Genomic DNA, 21640 nt, shown 5'->3' with positions numbered 1-21640 from the left:
GAAGCCGCTTTTGCACCGCAACAAGACTTATGGAGTAACGCTTAGCCGAGGGCGTTTATCGTGAACGCAATCACGCCGATGTTGAACACGAACGCCGCGAAGGAATGCAGCGTGGCGATTCGGCGCACCGTCTTGCTGGTGATCTCGGTGTCCGATGTCTGGAAGGTCATGCCCAGCGTGAAGCTGAAGTAGGCAAAGTCCAGATAGTCGGGCGTTTTCGTGCCCGGAAAGTCGATCCCGCCGGCAACCTTGCCATCGCGGCTGGTGTAGAACAGGTGTGCGTAGTGCAGGGCATAGACCGAGTTGGCGAACAGCCAGGTCAGCAGCAGCGTGCCGACCAGTTTGACCATCGCCACCCTGTCGCCGCCCGAGGCACCGGGCAGCTCGCCGGAAATTGCGGCAAGGACGACCATGGTCACGATCGTGGTGATCGCCAGCACCAGCACGCGATTGGCGTCGTTCGCGGCTGCATGGGCGCGCATTTGCGTCACGTCGCTGTCCCGCAACAGCGGTAGCAGGGAAAGCAGGAAGACAGCCGCTGCCAGGTCGAAGCTCAATGCTGCGGCATCGGCGGTCCGGTTTGCGCCAGGGATTTGCCAGTAGCCGAAGAAAGCGGCCAGTAGCAGCACGAGAAACAGGACGAAGCGCGGCGGCGCCAGCCGGTTCCCCAGCGTGACGCCGCCACGTTTCACAGGCTTACTTCTTCTTCGCCACAGCCGCGCCCGGACGCTTCGGCGTCAGCAGCAGATCGAGCCCGGTCGGCGCCTTGCCCGGGGCAACCCGCTCGAGCCACGGGTAACGCAGGCCGTCCTTGTAATCGAGCTTGATGGTCTCGAACCGGCTGCCGCGCTTGACCAGCAGTTCCAGTGGCGCGCCCTTTTCGCCCTTGGCCGCGGTGATCGCCTTCTTCATGTCATCGGCGCTGTAGGCCGTGCCATTGATCGCCATGATCTGCGTGCCCGTGACGATGCCGGCGTTGAAGGCCGGGCTGTCCCAGCGGGTGCCGGTGACCTTGCCTTCCTTGTCGAGCGAGATGCCGACCGAGTTGGCAAGGCTCAGGCCCTTGCCGAAGTCCATCGCGGCCTTCATGTAGGGATTGGGCTCTTCCTTCCAGACCAGCTTGTAGCCGCCCTTTTCGATCCCGTTCAGCGGCGCGGGCTGGCCCGGCTGGTTGATGCGGGTGTCGATCAGCTTGGCCCAGTCATAGGGGTAGAGCGCGTTGAGCTTGGTCACGATCTCGTCCACCTCGAACGGGATCTGGCCATAGTCGCCCGGGTTCATGCCGAAGAAGGCCTTGGCGAAATCGTCGATCGACTTCTTGCCGCCGGTGCCTTCACGCAGGATCTGGTCGATCTCGAGCCAGACCAGCGCGCCTTCGGTGTAGTAGTCCTCGTTGCGGGCGAGCGAGGAATAGGGCTTCGGCTTGCGCGAGGCGAAGACCGGATCGAAGCCTGTATCCTCGACCGAGCGCCAGTCGCGGCCCGGTTGCTGCGTGAAGCCACCCGCCCATGCCGCCAGCATGCCCAGCACGGTGTCCTTGCCCTGCATGCCCGAACGCGCGGCGAGGACTGCGCCCCAGAACTGGTCCTGGCCTTCGTAGGTCCACAGCAGGTCGCCCTGCATCGGCTGGCGATAATCGGGCGTCCACAGGCGCGCCGGACGGCGGAACTTGCCCGACCATGAGTGCGCATATTCATGCGGAAGCAGGTTGCGGTCCCACTCCTGCTTGTCCCACTGGGTAAAGGCCTCCGGCTCAAGCTGGTTCTCGCTCGAACGATGATGCTCAAGGCCGATTCCCCCGATCTTGTCCGACAGGGCGAGCAGGAAATCGTAGTGATCGAAGTGGTTGGCGCCGAACGCCAGCTTCGCTTCTTGCACCAGCGCGCTGTGGGCGGCGATATGCTCGGGCTTGGCTTCGAGCTGTTCCGCCTTGTCGGCGACGACGTTGAGCGTGACGTTCTGCCCAAGGTCCCACTTCCTGAAATACTTGCCGGCGAAGATCGGCGAATCGACCAGCGTTTCGTAGTCGGTCTCGGCCCAGGTCACGCGGTTGCCGGCCATGCTCATGCCGTCGAGCGCAGTGGCGGGCGTCCAGCCCTGCGGCAGCGTGACGGTCGGCTTCACGCGGATGCGGCGGACGTAGTGGCCCGCAGGATAGAGGCTCATCTTTTCCCACTGCAGGTTGAGCATTTCCGGCGTCATCGTGATGCGCCCTTCGGCGCTCTGCAGCGGCGAGGTGTGGATCAGCTTGGCGACGACTTCCTTTGCGCCTGCGGGCAGCATCACGTGGAAGGCATAGACCTCGACCCGGTCACGCTTCCATTCCACCGGCTTGCCATCGACGAAGAACTGCACGCCGACGAGTTCGGAAAGCGGCCCGCGCGGTCCATGGTTGCCGGGCAGCCACTGCGGGTAGAGCAGGATCAGTTCCTTGGCACCCGAGGCGACCGGGATCGTCTGCGTCACCTTGTAATCGCCGCGCGCCACGTCGGTCGCGTCGATATCGAGCGTCATGACGCCTGGATAGGCGATGTCCTGCGCGTCCGGCACGGTCTGCTGGATCGGCACCGCCATCGGCGCGGAGTTGGCGGCAAGCGCCTGAGTTGACACGGAAAGGGCGAGGAGGAGCGGGGCGACCGCGAGCTTTGTCTTCATGGCACACGTTCATGGCCCGAAGAAGTCGCATCCGCAACCATTACGCAGCGCCTTTTTCGCAGGCCTTCCCGTTTTGCCGCTTTCGGGCTAATCGCGCGCCCATGAGCACGCAGACACCGCAGCCTATTCGTGGCACCCAGGACATCTTCGGCCCCGATGCCGAGGCTTTTGCCTTCGTCGTCGAGACGTTCGAGCGCGTGCGCAAGCTCTACCGCTTCCGCCGCGTGGAAATGCCGGTATTTGAAAAGACGGCGGTTTTCAGCCGGTCCTTGGGCGAGACGACCGACGTCGTGTCGAAGGAAATGTACTCTTTCGAGGATCGCGGCGGGGAATCGCTGACGCTGCGGCCCGAATTCACCGCCGGAATCGCGCGCGCCTTCATCACCGATGGCTGGCAGCAGTATGCGCCGCTCAAGGTTGCGACGCATGGGCCGCTGTTCCGCTATGAGCGGCCGCAAAAGGGCCGCTACCGCCAGTTCCACCAGATCGACGCCGAGATCATCGGCGCGGGCGAGCCGCAGGCGGATGTCGAACTGCTTGTAATGGCTGACCAATTGCTGAAGGAGCTCGGCATCGCGGACGGCGTGACGCTACAGCTCAACACGCTGGGCGATGCCGAAAGCCGCGAGAAGTGGCGTTCCCAACTCGTGGCATACTTCATGGGGGCAAAGGACCAACTCTCCGAGGACTCTCAGGAGCGGCTGGCCAAGAATCCGCTGCGGATTCTCGACAGCAAGGACCCCCGCGACAAGGTCTTCACCGCCGACGCGCCCAAGATCGACGACTACCTTTCGAGCGAAGCGCAGGATTTCTTCGCGAAGGTCACCTCGGGCCTTGACGCGGCCGGTGTCAGCTGGACCCGCGCGCCGACTCTGGTGCGCGGGTTGGACTATTACCGCCACACCGCGTTCGAGTTCGTGACCGACCGGCTGGGCGCGCAGGGCACCGTGCTCGGCGGCGGCCGCTATGATGGCTTGATGGAGGCGCTGGGCGGCGCGGCAACACCGGCGGTGGGCTGGGCAGCCGGGATCGAGCGCCTGGCGATGCTGGTGGGCGAGAAGGGCGAGGCCAAGGCCGACGTCATTGTCGTGGTCGAGGACGACGCGCTGCTGACCGGCGGGATCGCGCAGGTTTCGCGCTTGCGCCGGGAAGGTGTCTCGGCCGAACTCGTGGCGTCGGGCTCGGCGCGCAAGCGGTTCGACAAGGCGGTGAAGATGGGAGCGAAGGCGATCCTGGCACTGGCCATGCGTGACGGCCGGCCTGCAGCGCGCGTTCGCGCCGAAGACAGCGCGTCCGATATTCTGCGTCAGTTGCTTGACGCGCAGGCTGCTGAGTTCTGATGTACCACACGTTTTCCGTCACCCCGGGCTTGACCCGGGGTCCCGCTGTCCCTTTTGCGGCGGTTGACCAAATAGCGGGATCCCGGGTCAAGCCCGGGATGACGAAGTGAGGGTGGGCGCATGAGCGTTTCCGAAGCCCGCCTTGCCCAGATCGCCAATCGCTTTGCCGAGCTTGAGGCGCGGCTGGCTTCGGGTACGCTGGAGGGGGCGGAGTTCATTGCCGCCAGCCGGGACTATGCCGAGCTGGAACCGGTCGCCCGCGTCGCCCGCGAGATTGCGGACATGCGCGCCGAACTGGTCAGCCTTGCCACGCTGGACGATCCCGACATGCGCGAACTGGCGGACGAGGAACTGCGGCGGATCAATGCCGAACTTCCGGAGGCCGAGCACCGCCTCGCCGTGGCCATGCTGCCGCAGGATGCTGCGGACAGCCGCCCCGCGATGCTCGAAATCCGCGCCGGCACCGGGGGCGACGAGGCGGCGCTGTTCGCGGCGGACCTGTACCGCATGTACGAGCGCTATGCCGCCGAGCAGGGCTGGCGGGTCGAGGTCGTGTCGGTCAACGCAAACGACCTGGGCGGGTACAAGGAAGTGGTCGCCAACGTCACCGGCAGCGGCGTCTTCGCCAAGCTCAAGTTCGAAAGCGGCGTCCACCGCGTGCAGCGCGTGCCGGTTACGGAGAGCGGCGGGCGCATCCACACTTCCGCGGCGACGGTTGCCGTGCTGCCCGAGCCCGACGAAGTTGATGTGCGGATCGAGGACAAGGACCTCAAGATCGACGTCTACCGGGCCAGCGGCGCGGGCGGGCAGCATGTGAATACGACCGATTCCGCCGTGCGCATTACCCACCTGCCGACCGGCACGGTCGTCACCTGCCAGGACGGGCGCAGCCAGCACAAGAACAAGGACAAGGCGATGCAGGTGCTGCGCGCCCGCCTGTTCGAGGCGCAGCGCGATGCCGCCCAGGGCGAAGAGGCCGAAGCGCGCAAGGCCATGGTTGGATCGGGCGACCGCTCCGAGCGCATCCGCACCTACAATTTTCCGCAAGGCCGGGTGACAGACCACCGCATCAACCTGACGCTGCACCGTCTGCCCGAAATTCTCGAAGGACCGGGCCTTGCCGAACTGATCGACGCGCTGATCGCCGAGGACCAGTCAAAGCGGCTGGCGGCGCTGGATGGGTAGCAGCGCCAAGTGAAGGTTGCCGAGGCCCTGCGCGCTGCCGCCGACCAGCTTTCCGCCACGTCGGACACCGCGCGGCTCGATGCCGAAGTGCTGATGGCGCATGCGCTGGGGTGCTCGCGGACGGACCTGTTGCTGCGGCACATGGCGGGCGCCGTGCCCGATGGCTTCGCTGCTCTGGTCGAGCGACGAATGTGGCATGAACCGGTTGCCTATATTACCGGCAGCGCCGAATTCTATGGGCTGGAACTGGCGGTCAGTCCGGCGGTGCTGATCCCGCGCGGCGATACCGAAACGCTGGTGGAGGCGGCGCGCGAAGCCTTTTCCGGCACGGCGCCACCTGTGCGGATTCTCGATCTCGGGACGGGCTCGGGAGCGCTGCTGCTGGCGGCGCTGTCGCTATGGCCGCAGGCTGAAGGCATCGCGATCGAGCGCTCTCCCGAAGCCCTGGCCGTGGCCAAGGCCAATGCCGAACGCCATGCGCCGTCTGCGCGCGTTCTGGAGGGCGACTGGACGCAGACGGATTGGGCGCAAGGGCTGGGAAAGTTCGACCTGGTCCTTTCGAACCCGCCTTATGTCGAGGACGAGGCAGAACTCGATGCGTCGGTTCGCCAGCACGAACCCGCCTCTGCGCTGTTTTCTGGCCCTGACGGACTGGACGATTACCGGATTCTGGTGCCGCAGCTTCCGGAGTTGCTGACCGAGCGGGGCATCGCCATCGTCGAGATCGGCTGGACGCAGGCCGACGCCGTTTCAGGCATTGCGCGCGCTGCCGGAATGTCCGCGCGGGTCCATTGCGATCTGGCGGGGCGAAAAAGGGCGGTCGAAATGGCGGTTTCTGCCAATATTCCTCTTGGCAAGGGACCTGCGGGTCACTAATTGTGTTTTTAGGCAGGGGACGGACGAAGGCTTCCCGTCCCGGCCAAATCCACCATTTGCAGGGAATATCGGCCAAAGGGGTCGGGACGAAAGCAGATGCTGGGAACCCCGATTCGCATGACGCGAACCGGTGGCGGAGGGTTGCGCGGCATTACGGGTTGCTCAAGCTTTACGAGAGGCCGCCCCATTTAAGGAAGTGCCTGAGTTGAATAACAATCGTGGTAACAACCGCCGTCGCGGCCGGGGCAACAACGGTCGCCCCCAGAACGGTGGTCAGCAGCTCAACCGGATCGACAGCCGCGCGCGGGGCAATGCGCCCCAGATGCTGGAGAAGTATCGCAAGCTCGCGCAGGACGCCCATCTGAATGGCGACCGCGTGCAGGCCGAATACTACCTGCAGTTTGCCGACCACTATTTCCGCGTGATCGCCGACACCCGCGTCCGCCAGGAAGAGCAGCGTGCCCGCCAGAACGGCGGTGAGCGCTGGCAGGAGCAGGACGCCGAGGAAGGTGCGGACGAATTCAGCGTCGAGGGTGATTTCCCCGCGTTCGACCGCCCGGTCTCGACCCGGCGCGAGCGTGAGGACCGCGAAGACCGCCAGGATCGCGGCGAACGCCAGGACCGGGGTGAACGCCAGGATCGCGGTGACCGTTATGAAGGTCGCCGTGATCGCGAGGATCGCCAACGTGACGACCGCCCGCGTGACGACCGCCAACGTGACGAACGCCCGCGTGATGATCGGCAGCGCGAAGACCGGCAGCGCGATGATCGTGGTTCCGAAGAGCGTGGCACCCGTCGTGAGGGCACGCGCCGGTTCGAGCGCAATCGCAGCCGCGATGCCGAAGCTGAAGCGGCACCTGCCGAGGCTCTGCCCGGCGAGGGTGTTCCCGCCATCGAAGGCGAGCCGATTGCCGACGCCAACGACAATCCGTTCGTGACGCGCGCTACACGTGGGCTTCGCCCGCGCACCGAGCGTCGTCCGCGCGGCGCCAAGGCTGCGGCTGACGAAGCACCGGCGACGCTGGATGCCTCGTTCCTGCCGCCGTCGATCAGCGCCAAGGTCGAGGCCGAGCCTGCTCCTGCTGCAGCACCGGCGGCAGAGGTGGTTGTCGAAGAAGTTGCTGCTCCTGCACCCAAGAAGCGCGGCCGCCCGCGCAAGACTCCGGTCGCCGAAGCGACCGAGCCTGCAGAGGGCTGATTGGTGATGCCGGGACGGGCCGCTTGCGGTCTCTCCCGGCGCACCCCATAGCAGGGAGGCATGACAGCTTCCCGCTTTTCCTCTCGCCTTCCTTCGCGTGACAGCCTGCTGACCATTGCCGCTGGTGGCCTCGCTGCCTGCGGCTTTCAGCCTTTGGGCCTGTGGCCGCTGACGCTGGCCGCCTTTGCGTTCCTGATCCATCGCCTGCACGTGGTGAAGACCTGGCGGCAGGCGCTGCTCACCGGATGGCTGTTCGGCGTCGGGCACTTCACTGTCGGCAATGGCTGGATTGCAACGGCTTTCACCTATCAGGCGGAAATGCCGACCTGGCTTGGCTGGATCGCGGTGGTCCTGCTCGCGCTCTATCTCGCGGTATTTCCGGCCTTGGCGACATGGGGCGGCTGGTGGCTGGCGCACACGCGGCGGGCCATGCTCCTGCCAGCCTTTGCCGCGGCGTGGATCGTGTCCGAATGGCTGCGCTCGTGGATGTTCACAGGGTTTGCGTGGAATCCGCTGGCGATGGTGACGCTGGGCGGTTTCGATCGTCCCGGCCTGGCGCTGGCGGCACAGTGGACCGGGACATATGCGCTTTCGGGCCTCGTCGTGCTGCTGGCGGGGTGGTGGCTGTTCGCCCTGCGCGCGTGGCGGCAGGGGCAGAAATGGGCAGCAGGGGCCTATGCCCTCGGGCCGGCGCTGTTGATGGTTCTGCCTTTGCATGGCGAGCGGCTGGAAGGGACATTGCCGTTCACGCTGGTCCAGCCGGACGTGCGGCAGGACCTGCTCAACGATCCCGCCAATTTCGAGAACCAGTTCCAGAAGACGGCGGCGCTGTCGCTGGCCCGCAAGCCCGGCGAGAACCGCTTGTTGCTCTGGCCGGAGAGCGGCGTGCCCGACTTCCTGCGCGAGGGCTATGCGCAGTTCTGGTACGACGAGACGACCTATGCCGGTGATCCACTGCTGGCGCGCGAACGGCTCGGTCGGGTCGCCGGCAAAGGGGGCTTGCTGCTGACCGGAACGACCGACCTTGCCATGGAGGGGCGCAAGGTCGCGGGTGCCTGGAATGTGGTGACCGCGGTGGATTCGGCCGGAGCGATCCGAGGGTCCTATGCCAAGGCGCACCTGGTTCCCTATGGCGAGTACCTGCCGATGCGCTCTGTCCTCGAACCTATCGGCCTTTCACGGCTGGTGGCGGGCAGCCTCGACTTCTTTGCAGGGCCGGGGGCGCGCACGCTCGATCTTGGCGCTTACGGCAAGGCCGGGGTGCAGATCTGCTATGAGATCATCTTTTCCGGGCAGGTGGTGGATCGCGGGCATCGGCCGGATTACCTGTTCAATCCGTCCAATGACGGCTGGTTCGGCGCCTGGGGGCCACCGCAGCATCTGGCGCAGGCGCGGATGCGGGCAATCGAAGAGGGCTTGCCGGTCTTGAGAGCCACGACGACGGGCATCTCGGCGGTGGTGGATGCCGATGGCGTTGTCCGGCAGTTCGTGCCGCAGCATCGCGCCGGGCGCCTCGACGGCAAGGTGCCGCCGCCCCACGCGCCGACGCTGTTCGCGCGCACCGGGAACATTCTCGGCCTTTTGTGGGCAGTAGCGCTTCTTTTCGTTGCGCTTGTTGCAAGCGCCACGCGGAAACGCTAAGCGGTCTGGGACATAAAGCTTTCTTTATATTGCTTGCCTAACAGCACAGGCCCTTTTCGCATAGGACTCTCGATGCGCACCGATTACCTGTTCACTTCCGAATCCGTATCCGAAGGCCATCCGGACAAGGTTTCCGATCAGATCAGCGACGCGATCGTCGACTTGTTCCTGTCGAAGGACCCCGAAGCGCGCATCGCCTGCGAAACCCTGACGACCACGCAGCTTGTCGTGCTTGCCGGTGAAATCCGCTGCAAGGGCGTGTACGAGAACGGTGAATGGGCACCGGGCGCGCAGGACGAGATCGAGCGGACCGTGCGCGAGACGGTGAAGCGCATCGGTTATGCGCAGGACGGCTTCCATTGGGAGAAGTTCGAGCTCATCAACCGCCTGCACGGCCAGTCGGCCCACATCGCGCAGGGCGTCGATGCTGGCGAGAACAAGGACGAAGGCGCCGGTGACCAGGGCATCATGTTCGGCTATGCCACCGACGAGACGCCCGGCCTGATGCCCGCCACGCTCTACTACAGCCACAAGATTCTCGAGCGCATGGCCGCCGATCGCCACTCGGGCGCTGCGCCGTTCCTCGAACCCGATGCCAAGAGCCAGGTCACGTTGCGCTATGAAGGTTCGCTGCCGGTTGCGGCCACGGCGATCGTCGTCTCGACCCAGCACAAGGCGGGTTACGACGAGAACGACCCGGCCAAGCAGGCCGAGCTCGCAGCCTATGTGAAAGGCGTGATTGCCGACGTGATCCCGCCTGTGCTGCTGCGCGAGACCGAATACTTCATCAACCCGACCGGCAGCTTCGAGATCGGCGGTCCCGACGGCGACGCTGGCCTGACCGGCCGCAAGATCATCGTCGACACCTATGGCGGTGCGGCTCCCCACGGCGGCGGCGCGTTCTCGGGCAAGGACCCGACCAAGGTTGATCGTTCGGCCGCCTACATCACCCGCTACCTTGCCAAGAACGTGGTCGCAGCAGGGCTCGCCACGCGCTGCACGATCCAGATCGCCTATGCCATCGGCGTGTCGAAGCCGCTGTCGCTCTATGTCGACACGCATGACACCGGCACCGTCGGCGACGACAAGATCGAGCAGGCGATCCTGGGCATTGCCAAGCTTGGCGGCCTGACCCCGCGTTCGATCCGCACGCACCTGGGCCTCAACAAGCCGATCTACCAGCCGACCGCGGCCTATGGTCACTTCGGGCGCAAGGCCGAGGGCGACTTCTTCCCGTGGGAGCGCACCGACCTCGTCCACGATCTCAAGGCGGCGCTGGCCTGAATTGCTGGTCGGGGGAGCCGATGACGACTCCCCCGCCTGTCAGAACCGGCCCTTCCTCGGCCCGAGATAGCCGAACAGGAAGGCGCCAACCTTCCGCATCTGGATCTCTTCCGCACCTTCGGTGATGCGGTAGCGGCGGTGATGCCGGAAGATGTGTTCGAACGGCTTGTGGCGCGAATAGCCGATGCCGCCGTGGACCTGCATGGCACGGTCGGCAGCTTCGCAGACCAGCCGGTTCGCCCAGTAATTGCACATCGAGACCTTGTCCGACAGTTCACGCTCGATGCGCTTGTGGCCGCCATCTTCGGCCTCGAGGCGGTCCATTTCCCATGCCGTCTTGCGGATCAGCAGGCGCAGCATCTCGCACTGCGTGGCAAGTTCCACCAGTGGGAACTGGATGGCCTGATTGCGGGCAAGTTCCTCGCCGAAGGGCTTGCGTTCGCGCGCATAGCGCACCGATTCCTCGACGCAGAACGTCGCGGCGCCAAGCGATGATGCCGCCTGGCGGATGCGGTTCTGGTGAACGAAGCTCTGCGCAATGGCGAGCCCGCCGCCGATGGGGCCGAGGATCGCGCTGTCCGGCACCCAGACGTTGGTGAACGACACGCGCGGGTGGTCGGTCGGCATGTTGAAGGTCCACAGGTACTCCTCGATCACGAGGCCTTCGGTGGGGTTGGGCACGAGAAAGCAGGTGATGCCGCGCGCATCGCCGTGCTCGCCGCTGGTGCGGGCGAAAGTGGCGCAGTGGGTGGCGACATGCATGCCCGTGGTCCACATCTTCTCGCCATCGATGCGCCAGCCCGGCACCCCATCGCGCGTTTCCGGCACGGCGCGGGTTTCCATGTGCGTGGCGTCGGAGCCATGGTTGGGCTCGGTGAGGCCGAAGGCGGTGCGGCGGGTGCGGGCAAAGCCGCCATTGATGAACTCTTGCTGCTGTTCGGGCGTGCCGAAGTGTTCGAACATGTTCACGAATGGGAAGTTGCCGACGATTGAGTGTTCGTTCTGCAGGTCGTTGTGCAGCCCCAGACCCTTGGCGGCGAAGTGGTCGCGGATCACTGCCATCCACAGGTTCTTGCCGTCCTTGCCGCCGTACTTCTTCGGCGCGGAGAACCGCCAATGCCCGGCTGCATCGGCACGGCGGGTGGCCTCCACCAGCAGTTCTTCCCATTCATGTCGCGGCAGACCGCCGTTTTCGAAATCGGTGCGGGCCCATTCGCGGCGGTGATCGAAGAAGCGGATGTTGTCGTCTGCCTGTTCGAGCGGCTTGATCTCGGCATCGATGAAGGCGTCGAGTTCGGCGATATAGGCGACGAGGTCCTGGGGTAGGTCGAAGTCCATCAGGCTTGGCTCCAGAGGGCGCGGGCGGGCGCGAGCGCGGGGTACTTGGGCATGTCGGCGGAAAGGGTGGAAAGGGTGCGAGAACGGAGCGTGGCAAGAAGTCCTGCCGTTGCGAGCGACTGGCGCCCGGCGAGAATGTCCTCGGCAAGGCGCTTGTCCGCGGGGTCGGCACGCCCGGCCAGTTCGCGGCGGACGATGCCGAGGGCATTCTGGGCGACGGCCAGTTCCCAGCGTTCGCGCCCCTCGAGCTTGCCCTTGACCGTGGCGGCGAGCCATTCGGAAACGGCGGTCAGGACTTCCGTCGCTGTTGGCTCGCCCCGGCTTTCGGGTGCCGGCAGCGGCGCGGCGGGGAAGAGGCGCTCGCGTTCTGCCTCAGGGGCTTCGCTTTCGAGCAGCAAGAGCAGGTCTAGCTCCTGTTCCGCGCAGCGGCGGGCGACGACGACCCGTTCCAGCGATCGATCTGTGCCGGATCGCCATGATTGCCCCATCGACAGGCAGCCAAGTGCCCACCACACTGTCCGATAGACCAGCCAGAAGCGGAAGCGGGCCGGATCGAACGGCTCACCGCCGGCGTCCTCGTAAGCGCGGGCCAGCGTGGCCACATCGGTCAGGCCGAAACCTTGCTTGTCGAGCCTGCCGAACCGCCACACCGTCATGCAGCCGTAGGCCAGGTCCTCATGCCCATCGCCGATGTGGGCCAGTTCCCAGTCGAGCACGCCGGACAGGCGGCCTGCGTCAACCATGAGGTTGCCGATGCGGAAATCGCCATGGACGACGACCGGTAATGTCGGCGGGGGCAGGTTGCTGCGAAGCCAGGCGAGGCCCAGCGCAATGACCGGACGGTCGCCACCAGCATCTTCGAACTGACGGACGAGCCCCTCCACGCCTTCGGCAGGGTCCAGCACCGGAAGGAAAGGCAGGTCTTCGGGCGAAAGCGCGTGAATGCCTGCCATGGCCGCTGCAAGATCAGAAGCAAGTTCCGGTGGAGACGAAAGCGCATGCTCGGGGTCGGCCGTGCCCGGAAGGCAGCGCATGATGAAGCCGATGCCAAGGCCGTCCGCGCTTGTGAGTTCGGCAACGACTTCCGGCGCTTTGACACCGGAGGCATGGGCCTGCCTGATCAGTTCGGCTTCGCCATCCATCCCCAGCGAACGCGCCGCGATCCATTCTGCAGAGGGCGCCCGGCGCAATACGAACCGGTCATCCCCGCAGGCAAACGCCCAGGATTCCATGTTCGCACCGCCGGAAAGGCGCTGCAGGCCGGAAATATCGCCAGCATGGCCAGCCCTTGCCATGACCGCTTCGAGCAGCGTTTCCATTGCCTCTCCACTTCCGGCTTTGCCTGCCGGTTGGAGGCACTATCCTTAACCGATCGGTTAAAGTCCAGCGCGAATCAATGCGTGCAATTGGTTCCCGCATGATGCGCCCATCCGCACGAGGGATGCGCCGAGATGGTCCGAAAGGCACTTTGCCTTAGAATCACAACGCGATACTTATGTTAAAGACGGATAAACCGGGGTCGGGGTACAACAAGGCATGAAGTTCCGCACCGCACGAATCATCGCCGCATTGATGGTGGCAGCCCCTGCGCTGGTTGCCACGGTGCCCGCGGTGCAGAGCCGCGCCACGGTTTCGCTGCAGGATCAGCGCGATCAGGCGATCCAGCAGCAGGTCGCCGCGATAGCTGCAGAAGGGCGTGGACGCATTGGCGTTGCCGCGATGGACCTTGACGGTGGCGGCCAGATTTTCGTCAACGCCGACATGCCGTTCCCGATGGCCAGCACTGCAAAGATCGCGGTTGCGGCAACCTTCCTCGATCTGGTGGAGAAGGGGGCGGCACGGCTCGACCAGCAGTTCCCGATGATGATGCCGGTGCGCGAAACCGGAGCACGCAGTGCCGAAGCGCCACTCCGCTCAGGCCAGATCATGACCGCGCAGAGCCTGATGGAGCTTTCCATCACGCGCAGCCATAACGAAGCTACCGACGGCTTGATCCAGGCGGTGGGCGGTTATGACAAGGTCAATCGCTGGCTCACGTCCAAGGGTATTACCGGTCAGCGACTTGACCATACGATGGCAACCCTCGTTCGCGATGACGGCAAGGTCGACGCCGCGCGGGTGATCGATGTGCGCACGTCCAGCACGCCGCGCGCCATGCTGGCGCTGCTTGCCGCCATCGATCGCGGCGACGCCCTGAGCCCGGAAAGCCGTGCCGTGCTGCTCGATACAATGACGCGCACGAGCACGGGCAAGAACCGGATTCGTGCAGGCTTGCCAGTGGGGACGCTTGTTGCCCACAAGACCGGCACGCTGTTTGGAGTGACGGACGATGTCGGCATCGTGCGCCTGCCTGATGGCAGGCACCTTGCGGTGGTGTTCTTCGTGACCGGCCCGGAAGGCCATACGGCTCACGCCGGCCTGATCGCGCGGATGATGCGCACGATCTATGACGGCTACAGCACGCCGATGGCCAAAAGCACGCAGGACCTCGTACGCCGCCGCTGAGGCCGAACGACCTTGCCACACACGCAAACGGGGGGCGGCAAGGTGATCTTGCCGCCCCCGTTTTATTGCGCGTCACCTGCTGGCGCGCGGCAAAGAGAAAGGGGCGCGGTCCGAAGACCACGCCCCTTCTATCTCATGTAACCTGCCCTTGCGGGCGCGGATTACATCGAAGCAGCTTCGCTCGCTTCAGCCGAAGCGTCGGCAGCAGGAGCCGAAGCGTCAGCAGCGACTTCCGAAGCAGCTTCCGAAGCAGCAGCGGTTTCGGTGGCTTCAGCAGCCGGCTTTTCCGAGCAGCCAGCGAGAGCGAAGGCGGTGCCGGCGACAGCGGCGAGGATGAGCTTGCGCATGCGTTACAATCCCTGGATTGAAGTGACCAGCGCCGGGCAAGCAGCCCGCCGCAAAGCCTACTCAAGCGGTAGACTTCGCGACCCAATTAATCGGCAATTCATCGCGTTGCAAGCACAAGACGTATGCATTGTGTCACAGTTTAGCCCGGGTTTGGGCCGAACCGCCTTTTTTTTGCCCGATTTCCGTGCGTTGAGCCGAGGCCTGCTTGCGCTGGATTGAGTGTCGCCAACCCTGTCGCAAGGCGATGACGCAGGCATCGCGCCCTGCTAACACTCCCCGATGAACGAAAAGCAGCATCTCTATCTGGTCGACGGTTCGGCCTATATCTTTCGCGCCTATCACCGCCTGCCGCCGCTGACGAATCCGCAAGGGACGCCGGTCGGCGCGGTCTATGGTTACACCACGATGCTGTGGAAACTGGCCGAGGACCTGCACAAGGCCGATGGACCGACGCACCTGGCCGTCATTCTCGACAAGGCCGGCACCTCGTTCCGCAACGACCTTTATGACCAGTACAAGGCCAATCGCCCGCCGCCGCCGGAAGACCTCGTCCCGCAGTTCCCCCTGATCCGCGACGCCACCCGCGCGTTCAGCTTGGCATGCATAGAGGAAGACGCGCTCGAGGCGGACGACCTGATCGCTTCCTATGCCCGTGCGGCGACATTGCGCGGTTGGGACGTGACGATCGTTTCATCCGACAAGGATCTGATGCAGCTGGTGGGCAAGTGCGCCACGGGTGGGGGCTGCATCGACATGCTGGACACGATGAAGAACCAGCGCATCGACATTCCCGAGGTGGTCGAGAAGTTCGGCGTGCCGCCCGAGAAAGTCGGCGATGTGCTGGCGCTGATGGGCGATTCGGTCGACAACGTGCCGGGCATTCGCGGCATCGGTCCGAAGACTGCCACCAAGCTGATCCAGGAGTACGGCGATCTCGAATCGGCGCTGGCCGCCGCGCCTGCAATGAAGGCCAGCAAGCTGCGCGAGAGCCTGATCGAGCAGGCTGAGATGGCCCGCCTTTCACGCGTGCTGGTGCAACTCAAGGAAGATTGCCCGCTGCCGATCCCGATCGAGGACTTTGCCCTGGGCCAGATCCCGCGCGATCCGCTGGCGGCGTTTCTGGAGGAACACGGCTTCACCAGCCTGCTGCGCCGTCTCGACGATGGCAAGGGCAGCCCCGGTCCGAAGACGCAGCTCAACCCTGCCAAGCCCGAGAACAAGGCCGCCCCGGCGGCACCTGCGGGCAACCGGCAGTCGCTCCCGTCATGGCCTGCGGTTGATCTTGGCGCCTATGCCTGCATCCAGTCGATGGGCGAGCTGCAGCAGTGGATCGCGCGGGCGTTCGAAGCGCGCGTGGTGGCGATCGATACCGAAACCAGCGCGCTCGATGCGATGCGTGCCAGCCTGGTCGGTGTAAGCCTTGCGCTGGGGCCGAACGACGCTTGCTACATCCCGCTCGGCCATGGCGGGGCGGACATGTTCGCCGAAAAACCGGTGCAGATTGATCGTGCCGAGGCGATCGCAGCCTTGAAGCCGCTGCTGGAAAGCGATGCGGTGCTGAAGATCGGCCAGAACATCAAGTATGACCTCAACATCCTGGCGCGCCACGGCGTCCACGTTGCGCCGATCGACGATACCATGGTGATGAGCTTCTGCCTCGATGCCGGGCGCAGCGAAACAGGCCTTGCCGGTCACGGCATGGACGAACTGGCCGAGCGGCACCTGCTGCACACGACGATGAAGTTCAAGGACCTGTGCGGCACCGGCAAGAAGGCCATCTCCTTCGCCGAAGTGCCGCTGGCCGACGCCACCCGCTACGCCGCAGAGGACGCCGACGTCACCTGGCGTCTGCATCGCCTGTTCCAGCCACGGCTGGTCGATGAGGCGGGGATGCGCATCTACCAGAAGGTCGATCGCCCGCTGGTGCCGGTCGTCGCGATGATGGAGCGCAATGGCATCAAGGTGGATCGTGAGCGGTTGTCCGGCCTCTCCACCGAGTTTGCCGCGCAGATCGCCCGCCTCGAAGGCGTGATCTTCGAGAAGTGCGGGCAGAACTTCACCATCGGCAGCCCCAAGCAGCTGGGTGAGATCCTGTTCGACAAGCTCGGCTACAAAGGCGGCAAGAAGGGCAAGACCGGGCAGTACTCCACCGACCAGTCGGTGCTTGAAGGGCTTGCCGCACAAGGCGCGGAAGTGGCGACGCTGGTGCTGGAATGGCGCCAGCTGTCAAAACTGAAGTCGACCTATACCGATGCTTTGCAAGCCGCGATCAATCCCGAGACCGGGCGCGTGCACACCAGCTACAGTCTCGTCGGTGCGCAGACCGGACGCCTCTCGTCGAACGAGCCCAACCTGCAGAACATCCCGATTCGCACCGAGATCGGCCGCCAGATCCGCGATGCCTTCGTGGCAGAGCCCGGCAATGTGCTGCTGGCCGCGGACTACAGCCAGATCGAACTGCGCCTCGCCGCGCACATGGCCGACGTGCCCGCGCTGAAGGAAGCCTTCGCCGCCGGAGAGGACATCCACGCGCGCACCGCGATGGAGATGTTCGGCACGGTCGACCGCGATACGCGCGGGCGCGCCAAGACCATCAACTTCGCGATCCTCTACGGCATCAGCCGCTGGGGCCTTGGCGGACGTCTGGGCGTGAGCGCGGACGAAGCGCAGGCGATGATCGACCGCTACTTCGAACGCTTCCCCGGCATTCAGCGCTACATCCACGAAACGCTCGAAAGCGTGCGCGAGTGCGGTTATTCGCAGACGCTGTTCGGCCGCAAGACATGGTTCCCGCGCATCGGCTCGAAGAATCAGGCCGAACGCCAGGGCAGCGAACGCGCAGCGATCAACGCGCCGATCCAGGGCACCAGCGCCGACATCATCAAGCGGGCGATGGCCCGGATGATGCCTGCGCTGGCCGAAGCAGGCTTGCCCAACGTGAAGATGCTCCTGCAGGTCCACGACGAACTCGTGTTCGAACTGCCGGAAGGCGATGTGGAGAAGGCCAAGCCGGTGATCGAGCGGGTCATGGCGACGGCGGCCGAGCCTGCGGTGAAGCTCAGCGTTCCGCTTGGCGTGGAGATCGGCACTGGCTTGTCATGGGGCGCAGCGCACTGACGGTCAGTTCAGCGCCGCGTATTGCGCCAGATCGGCGGTGCCGAGCGTCAGGACCTGATCGTTCGGCACCGAGTTGGTCAGCGCGTAGAACGCCGAGGCCTTGTCGGGCCCGAGGCCCATCTCGCGGTAGTAGTCGAGATAGGCGCGGTTGACCGGGTCGGATGCGGCGAAATCGTCGGGCTCGTGGCCGTCGTCGTCGATCCACGAATGGACGACGAATTCGGCATCAGGAGCGGCGCTGCGGCTTGCGCCGGCAAGGAACAGCTCGACCGCGCCGGAGCGGACCGAGCCATGTTCGGGCACCAGCGTGGTGATGCCTGCCGCGCGGATCATCCGGCCAAGGCGAAGGTTGGCGTGATCGTCGACCGTGCCGGGGCAGTCAGGCATTTCCAGCATGCGAATGCCGGGGAAGACGCGGAGCATCTTCTGGAAGTCCGCAGGCGAATAGCTGTCGGTTTCGGCTACCAGCGCCGCCCGGCTGCCGTCCAGCACTTCGAACGGTCCGAAACTGGCCACGCCTTTCACGTCGGCGCGGGGCAGTCCGGCAATGCGTTCGGAGCCCGGCTCCTCGACCTCGACGACCGTCGTTTCGGTCCAGGTGACGCCGTTTTCCACCCATGTCCGCGTCGTCACCTCGCGCGCCAGCACCGGCTGGCATGCAAGCATGGCGAATATCGCGGAGAGAAGGGCGCGGCGGAACATGATCAGCCTTTTCCGCGCGCGCGGATTGCCGAATTGCCAAGGGACGCGGTTAAGATCGCTTCACCATGTCCCGCGACCGGCTGCGGATACCTCGAAAATGGCCGCATCCCGCCGCCGCTAAGCCGACGGCCCTGCTAGGCTACGTAGCATTGCGGATGGAGTGGAGGACCGATGGTCGCGCTGGTGTCGACGGTGGCCTATCTCGGGCTCGAGGCGCGCGCGGTGGAAGTGCAGTGCCAGGTGGCGCCCGGTTTGCCTGCGTTCCGGCTGGTCGGCCTGCCTGACAAGGCCGTTGGCGAAAGCCGGGAGCGGGTTTCCTCGGCGCTTTCCGCACTCGGTCTCGCCCTGCCGCCCAAGCGGATCACGGTGAACCTGTCACCAGCCGATCTGCCCAAGGAGGGCTCGCACTACGATCTGCCGATCGCGCTCGCCTTGCTCGCCGCGATGGGCGTGGTCGATCTCGAACAGATCGCTGACTATGTGGCAGTGGGAGAGCTGGCGCTCGATGGCCGCGTACTGCCGTCACCGGGCGTCCTGCTCGCCGCGCTTCACGCCAGCGGCGAGGACAAGGGCCTGATTTGCCCCGCCGCACAAGGGCCTGAGGCGCGCTGGGCCAGCGGGATTGACGTGATTGCCGCGCCGGACCTGATCGGCCTGCTCAATCACCTGAAAGGGCAGCACCGCCTGCCGCAGCCTTCGCAAGGGCTGGCAGAGCCTCCGCGCCGCATGGCTGACTTGAAGCAGGTGAAGGGGCAAGAAACCGCCAAGCGCGCGCTGGAGATCGCCGCTGCCGGTGGGCACAATCTCCTGATGATCGGGCCGCCGGGCGCGGGCAAGTCGCTGATGGCGTCCTGCCTGCCCGGCATCCTGCCGGAGTTGACCCCGTCCGAGGCGCTGGAGGTGTCGATGGTGGCCTCGGTCGCAGGGACGCTGGAGGATGGCCGCATCAGCCGCGCACGGCCATTCCGCAGCCCGCACCACTCGGCATCGATGGCAGCGCTCACGGGCGGTGGGCTCAAGGTGCGGCCGGGAGAGGTCAGCCTCGCACACCTTGGCGTACTGTTCCTTGACGAACTGCCCGAATTTCAGCGCGCCGTGCTCGATTCGCTGCGCCAGCCGCTGGAAACGGGCGAGGTCACCGTTGCCCGCGCCAACGCGCACGTGACCTTCCCGGCGCGCGTGCAACTGATCGCGGCGATGAACCCGTGCCGCTGCGGACATCTGGGCGATCCGGCGCTGGGGTGCAGCCGCGCGCCGCGCTGTGCCGGAGACTACCAGTCCAAGGTGTCAGGCCCGCTGCTCGATCGCATAGACCTGCATGTCGAAGTCGATCCCGTCTCCGCTGCCGATCTGGCGCTCCCGCCTCCGGCGGAAGGTTCCGATCAGGTGGCGGCGCGGGTGGCTCGGGCCAGGGCCGTGCAGGTCGCCCGGCTTGAAGGGACCAGCGCCCGCAGCAACGCCGAGCTGAACGGCGATCTGCTGGACACCCACGCCACACCGGACGAACCCGGGCGCAAGTTGCTCGCACAGGCCGCCGAAGCCATGCGCCTCTCCGCGCGGGGCTATACCCGCATGTTGCGCGTGGCGCGCACGATCGCCGATCTGGCAGGCGCCGACACCGTGGGCCGCATCCATGTTGCCGAGGCGCTCAGCTATCGGCGAATTGCGCCAAGGGCCTGACGCCGCCGCGGCAGGGGCAAGTGATGTTTGGAGTTCCGAAACCAATCCAGCGCTAAAGCTCGAACCAATGGAATCGCGGCTTACGGGACTGGATGGACTGCGCGGCGTTGCTGCGCTGGTGGTGCTGGTCATGCACACGCGCTTTGGACTGCAGGGCGGTCACCTGGCAGTAGACTTCTTTTTCATGCTCTCTGGCTATGTCATGGCCCGGACGTACGAAGTTCGTCTACAGAAGGGTGAGATTGCACCCGGTCGATTTATATTGGGCCGTTTCAAAAGATTCTGGCCTGTCATGGCACTTGGAGCGACGCTAGGTGTGATCGCTATGCTTGCGCACAGCGGTCCTTCGTTGTCCCTCGCAGCTGTCTATCTCGCTGCACTGCTCCTTATACCTTCGGGGCCGGAAACTCCTTACCTGCTCAATCTGCCGGCATGGTCAATTTTCTACGAGCTCGTGGCAAATGCCGTGCACGCGCTGTTTCTGTTCAGAACGCGGATATCCGGACTGTTGATTATCCTTGCAGTTTCAGGCGTCGGGTTGGTGGTGGCAACGCTCTTTACAGGCTTCCCGCGCATACTTGCCGAAACTTCGTCGCAGCAGCAGTTTCTGGTCGTCTTCCGGCTGGGGTTCTCTTACGTGGCCGGTATCCTGATCTTCCGGCAGCTGAGGGATCGACAACCGGTCAAGTTGAGCTTCGTCAAGGGAGCGTGCTTGCTGCCCATGTATGTGATGCTTGTGGCGGTGTACCCATTTCCAGGATGGCAGTTTCCATTTATCTTCCTGATTGGGCCGTTGATGATGATCAGCGGTTTGGACAGGAATGCTCCGGACCGCATTGCAACAGCTTTGGGCAAGATGTCGTTTCCGCTCTATGCCTTGCATTTTCCGATCATGCAGTGGTGTCGGGTTGCCGGTGTCCGCAGTCCGTTTGTCGTAGAACTCGTGGCTATTGCGATTGCAGCACTGTGGCTGGTGCCTTGGCGAGGGTTTGTCCCGACGGTCATCCGCCGCGGCACCGCCAGCAACAGCTAGAGATTCCGCCCGAGGAAGATCAGCAGCATCGCCCCGATCACCGAGGCCAGGCAGCCGGCACGGTTCACGCCTTCGCCGAATGGCCCGCCGCTGCGCCAGCTGGCGAACAGGCCTGCCACAAGCGCGCCGCCTATGCCCAGCAGCACGGTCTTGAGAAACCCTATGTCGACATCGCCGGGATAGAAGAACCGCGCCAGCACGCCGACCACCAGACCGGTGAAGACAATCGAGATCAGATTCAGCACACCTGCACTCCGTTCCTGTGGACACCACATATGGTGCCGGTTGACGGGTTCTTGTCCACAAGTTGGTGACGGGCGGCAAAAATATTTCGACCGGCGTCGTTTCGCCCTTGAAGTGCAGGAAAGTCCACGCGTCGCTGCACTGCACAATGAAGCGCCCGGCGACGAAGCGAATCGCACGTGCGACGAATCGAGTCTGCCTGCGGATGTTTACCCTCTTGTGTCTGAATCCCGTTGAGGCACTATGGGTTGTGGTCGGGCTTAAGGGGGACCTCTAAACCTAGTTTAGAGCGCTTGGGCGTGTTTTGCGCGCAATGGCAACGCTTTGCCTGCGCGCGCGGCATCGGGGCCGTGACCAGGGTATTTCGGAGCCGAGCGCCTGCGGAACAACTCGTTCCACTTTCGTTCCGTCTCCTGTAGGATTGGGCCACTCGCCCGATTCGAGTGTCGATTGATCGCCCGGGCCTTGGCCGTGGGGTGCGAACGGGGGTTGAAC

The 21640-nt window shown here is 64.8% G+C and carries 18 protein-coding genes; 11 read left to right on the top strand and 7 right to left on the bottom strand.

What is annotated here, in order from left to right:
- Positions 1-41: 41 nt before the first annotated feature.
- Positions 42-692 carry a DUF1345 domain-containing protein gene (locus tag ACZ1JY_RS09440; protein WP_465129115.1) on the bottom strand — a complete coding sequence of 217 codons (651 nt, stop codon included), beginning with the start codon at positions 690-692 and terminating at the stop codon, positions 42-44.
- Between the two features lie 4 nt (positions 693-696).
- A complete protein-coding gene (locus ACZ1JY_RS09435) occupies positions 697-2655 on the bottom strand; it encodes a M61 family metallopeptidase (RefSeq protein WP_465129114.1) in 1959 nt (652 codons plus the stop codon).
- 101 nt (positions 2656-2756) lie between these two features.
- On the opposite strand from ACZ1JY_RS09435, the gene hisS reads away from it, so the two are divergent.
- The 6 genes from hisS to metK all read left to right on the top strand — a co-directional run bounded on the left by hisS (position 2757) and on the right by metK (position 10179).
- Positions 2757-3995: a histidine--tRNA ligase gene (hisS, locus tag ACZ1JY_RS09430; protein WP_465129113.1), complete on the top strand. Its 1239-nt coding sequence runs from the start codon at positions 2757-2759 to the stop codon at positions 3993-3995.
- Positions 3996-4115: 120 nt separating this feature from the next.
- Positions 4116-5180 carry a peptide chain release factor 1 gene (prfA, locus tag ACZ1JY_RS09425; RefSeq protein WP_465129112.1) on the top strand — a complete coding sequence of 355 codons (1065 nt, stop codon included), beginning with the start codon at positions 4116-4118 and terminating at the stop codon, positions 5178-5180.
- Between the two features lie 9 nt (positions 5181-5189).
- Positions 5190-6056: a peptide chain release factor N(5)-glutamine methyltransferase gene (gene prmC, locus ACZ1JY_RS09420; RefSeq protein WP_465129111.1), complete on the top strand. Its 867-nt coding sequence runs from the start codon at positions 5190-5192 to the stop codon at positions 6054-6056.
- Between the two features lie 205 nt (positions 6057-6261).
- Positions 6262-7254 (top strand): DUF4167 domain-containing protein, encoded by a 993-nt coding sequence (locus tag ACZ1JY_RS09415; protein WP_465129110.1) that lies wholly within the window; start codon positions 6262-6264, stop codon positions 7252-7254.
- A 60-nt stretch (positions 7255-7314) separates the two neighbouring features.
- Positions 7315-8895: an apolipoprotein N-acyltransferase gene (gene lnt / locus ACZ1JY_RS09410; protein ID WP_465129109.1), complete on the top strand. Its 1581-nt coding sequence runs from the start codon at positions 7315-7317 to the stop codon at positions 8893-8895.
- A gap of 72 nt (positions 8896-8967) precedes the next feature.
- On the top strand, positions 8968-10179 hold the full coding sequence (gene metK / locus ACZ1JY_RS09405) for a methionine adenosyltransferase (protein ID WP_118072975.1): 1212 nt from the start codon (positions 8968-8970) through the stop codon (positions 10177-10179).
- A 39-nt stretch (positions 10180-10218) separates the two neighbouring features.
- Here the strand turns inward: metK and ACZ1JY_RS09400 are convergent, their stop codons facing one another.
- Positions 10219-11517 carry an acyl-CoA dehydrogenase family protein gene (locus tag ACZ1JY_RS09400; protein ID WP_465129108.1) on the bottom strand — a complete coding sequence of 433 codons (1299 nt, stop codon included), beginning with the start codon at positions 11515-11517 and terminating at the stop codon, positions 10219-10221.
- Positions 11517-12836: a phosphotransferase gene (locus ACZ1JY_RS09395; protein ID WP_465129107.1), complete on the bottom strand. Its 1320-nt coding sequence runs from the start codon at positions 12834-12836 to the stop codon at positions 11517-11519. The genes ACZ1JY_RS09400 and ACZ1JY_RS09395 overlap by 1 nt, the downstream gene beginning before the upstream one ends.
- Positions 12837-13053: 217 nt before the next feature.
- On the opposite strand from ACZ1JY_RS09395, the gene ACZ1JY_RS09390 reads away from it, so the two are divergent.
- Positions 13054-14022 (top strand): serine hydrolase, encoded by a 969-nt coding sequence (locus tag ACZ1JY_RS09390; protein ID WP_118072978.1) that lies wholly within the window; start codon positions 13054-13056, stop codon positions 14020-14022.
- A gap of 161 nt (positions 14023-14183) precedes the next feature.
- On the opposite strand, the gene ACZ1JY_RS09385 is transcribed toward ACZ1JY_RS09390, so the two are convergent.
- The gene (locus ACZ1JY_RS09385; protein WP_039333570.1) at positions 14184-14369 is read right to left on the bottom strand and encodes a hypothetical protein; all 186 of its coding nucleotides are present in this window, start codon (positions 14367-14369) and stop codon (positions 14184-14186) included.
- Here ACZ1JY_RS09385 and ACZ1JY_RS09380 point away from each other — a divergent pair.
- Together ACZ1JY_RS09380 and polA are read left to right on the top strand one after the other, a co-directional pair.
- Positions 14368-14589 carry a hypothetical protein gene (locus tag ACZ1JY_RS09380; RefSeq protein ID WP_168905295.1) on the top strand — a complete coding sequence of 74 codons (222 nt, stop codon included), beginning with the start codon at positions 14368-14370 and terminating at the stop codon, positions 14587-14589. The two genes, ACZ1JY_RS09385 and ACZ1JY_RS09380, sit on opposite strands and share 2 nt — an antisense overlap.
- A 60-nt stretch (positions 14590-14649) precedes the next feature.
- Positions 14650-17487: a DNA polymerase I gene (gene polA / locus ACZ1JY_RS09375; RefSeq protein WP_465129106.1), complete on the top strand. Its 2838-nt coding sequence runs from the start codon at positions 14650-14652 to the stop codon at positions 17485-17487.
- A 3-nt stretch (positions 17488-17490) separates the two neighbouring features.
- Here polA and ACZ1JY_RS09370 read toward each other — a convergent pair whose 3' ends face one another.
- Entirely contained in the window at positions 17491-18189 is a 699-nt protein-coding gene (locus ACZ1JY_RS09370) for a hypothetical protein (protein WP_465129105.1), read from the bottom strand.
- A 171-nt stretch (positions 18190-18360) separates the two neighbouring features.
- On the opposite strand from ACZ1JY_RS09370, the gene ACZ1JY_RS09365 reads away from it, so the two are divergent.
- Complete coding sequence (locus ACZ1JY_RS09365) at positions 18361-19869, top strand: YifB family Mg chelatase-like AAA ATPase (protein WP_465129104.1); 1509 nt, start codon at positions 18361-18363, stop codon at positions 19867-19869.
- Between the two features lie 67 nt (positions 19870-19936).
- Positions 19937-20902, top strand: a complete 966-nt coding sequence (locus ACZ1JY_RS09360) for an acyltransferase family protein (protein WP_465129103.1) — start codon at positions 19937-19939, stop codon at positions 20900-20902.
- Here the strand turns inward: ACZ1JY_RS09360 and ACZ1JY_RS09355 are convergent.
- Positions 20899-21147: a GlsB/YeaQ/YmgE family stress response membrane protein gene (locus tag ACZ1JY_RS09355; protein ID WP_168905299.1), complete on the bottom strand. Its 249-nt coding sequence runs from the start codon at positions 21145-21147 to the stop codon at positions 20899-20901. The genes ACZ1JY_RS09360 and ACZ1JY_RS09355 overlap by 4 nt on opposite strands.
- Positions 21148-21640 lie beyond the last annotated feature (493 nt).

The sequence above is a fragment of the Novosphingobium sp. BL-A-41-Hi4B-X5A genome, from assembly GCF_055521705.1.
The sequence above is the reverse complement of the archived record's forward strand: the minus strand, read 5'-3'. Positions and strand labels throughout refer to the sequence as shown.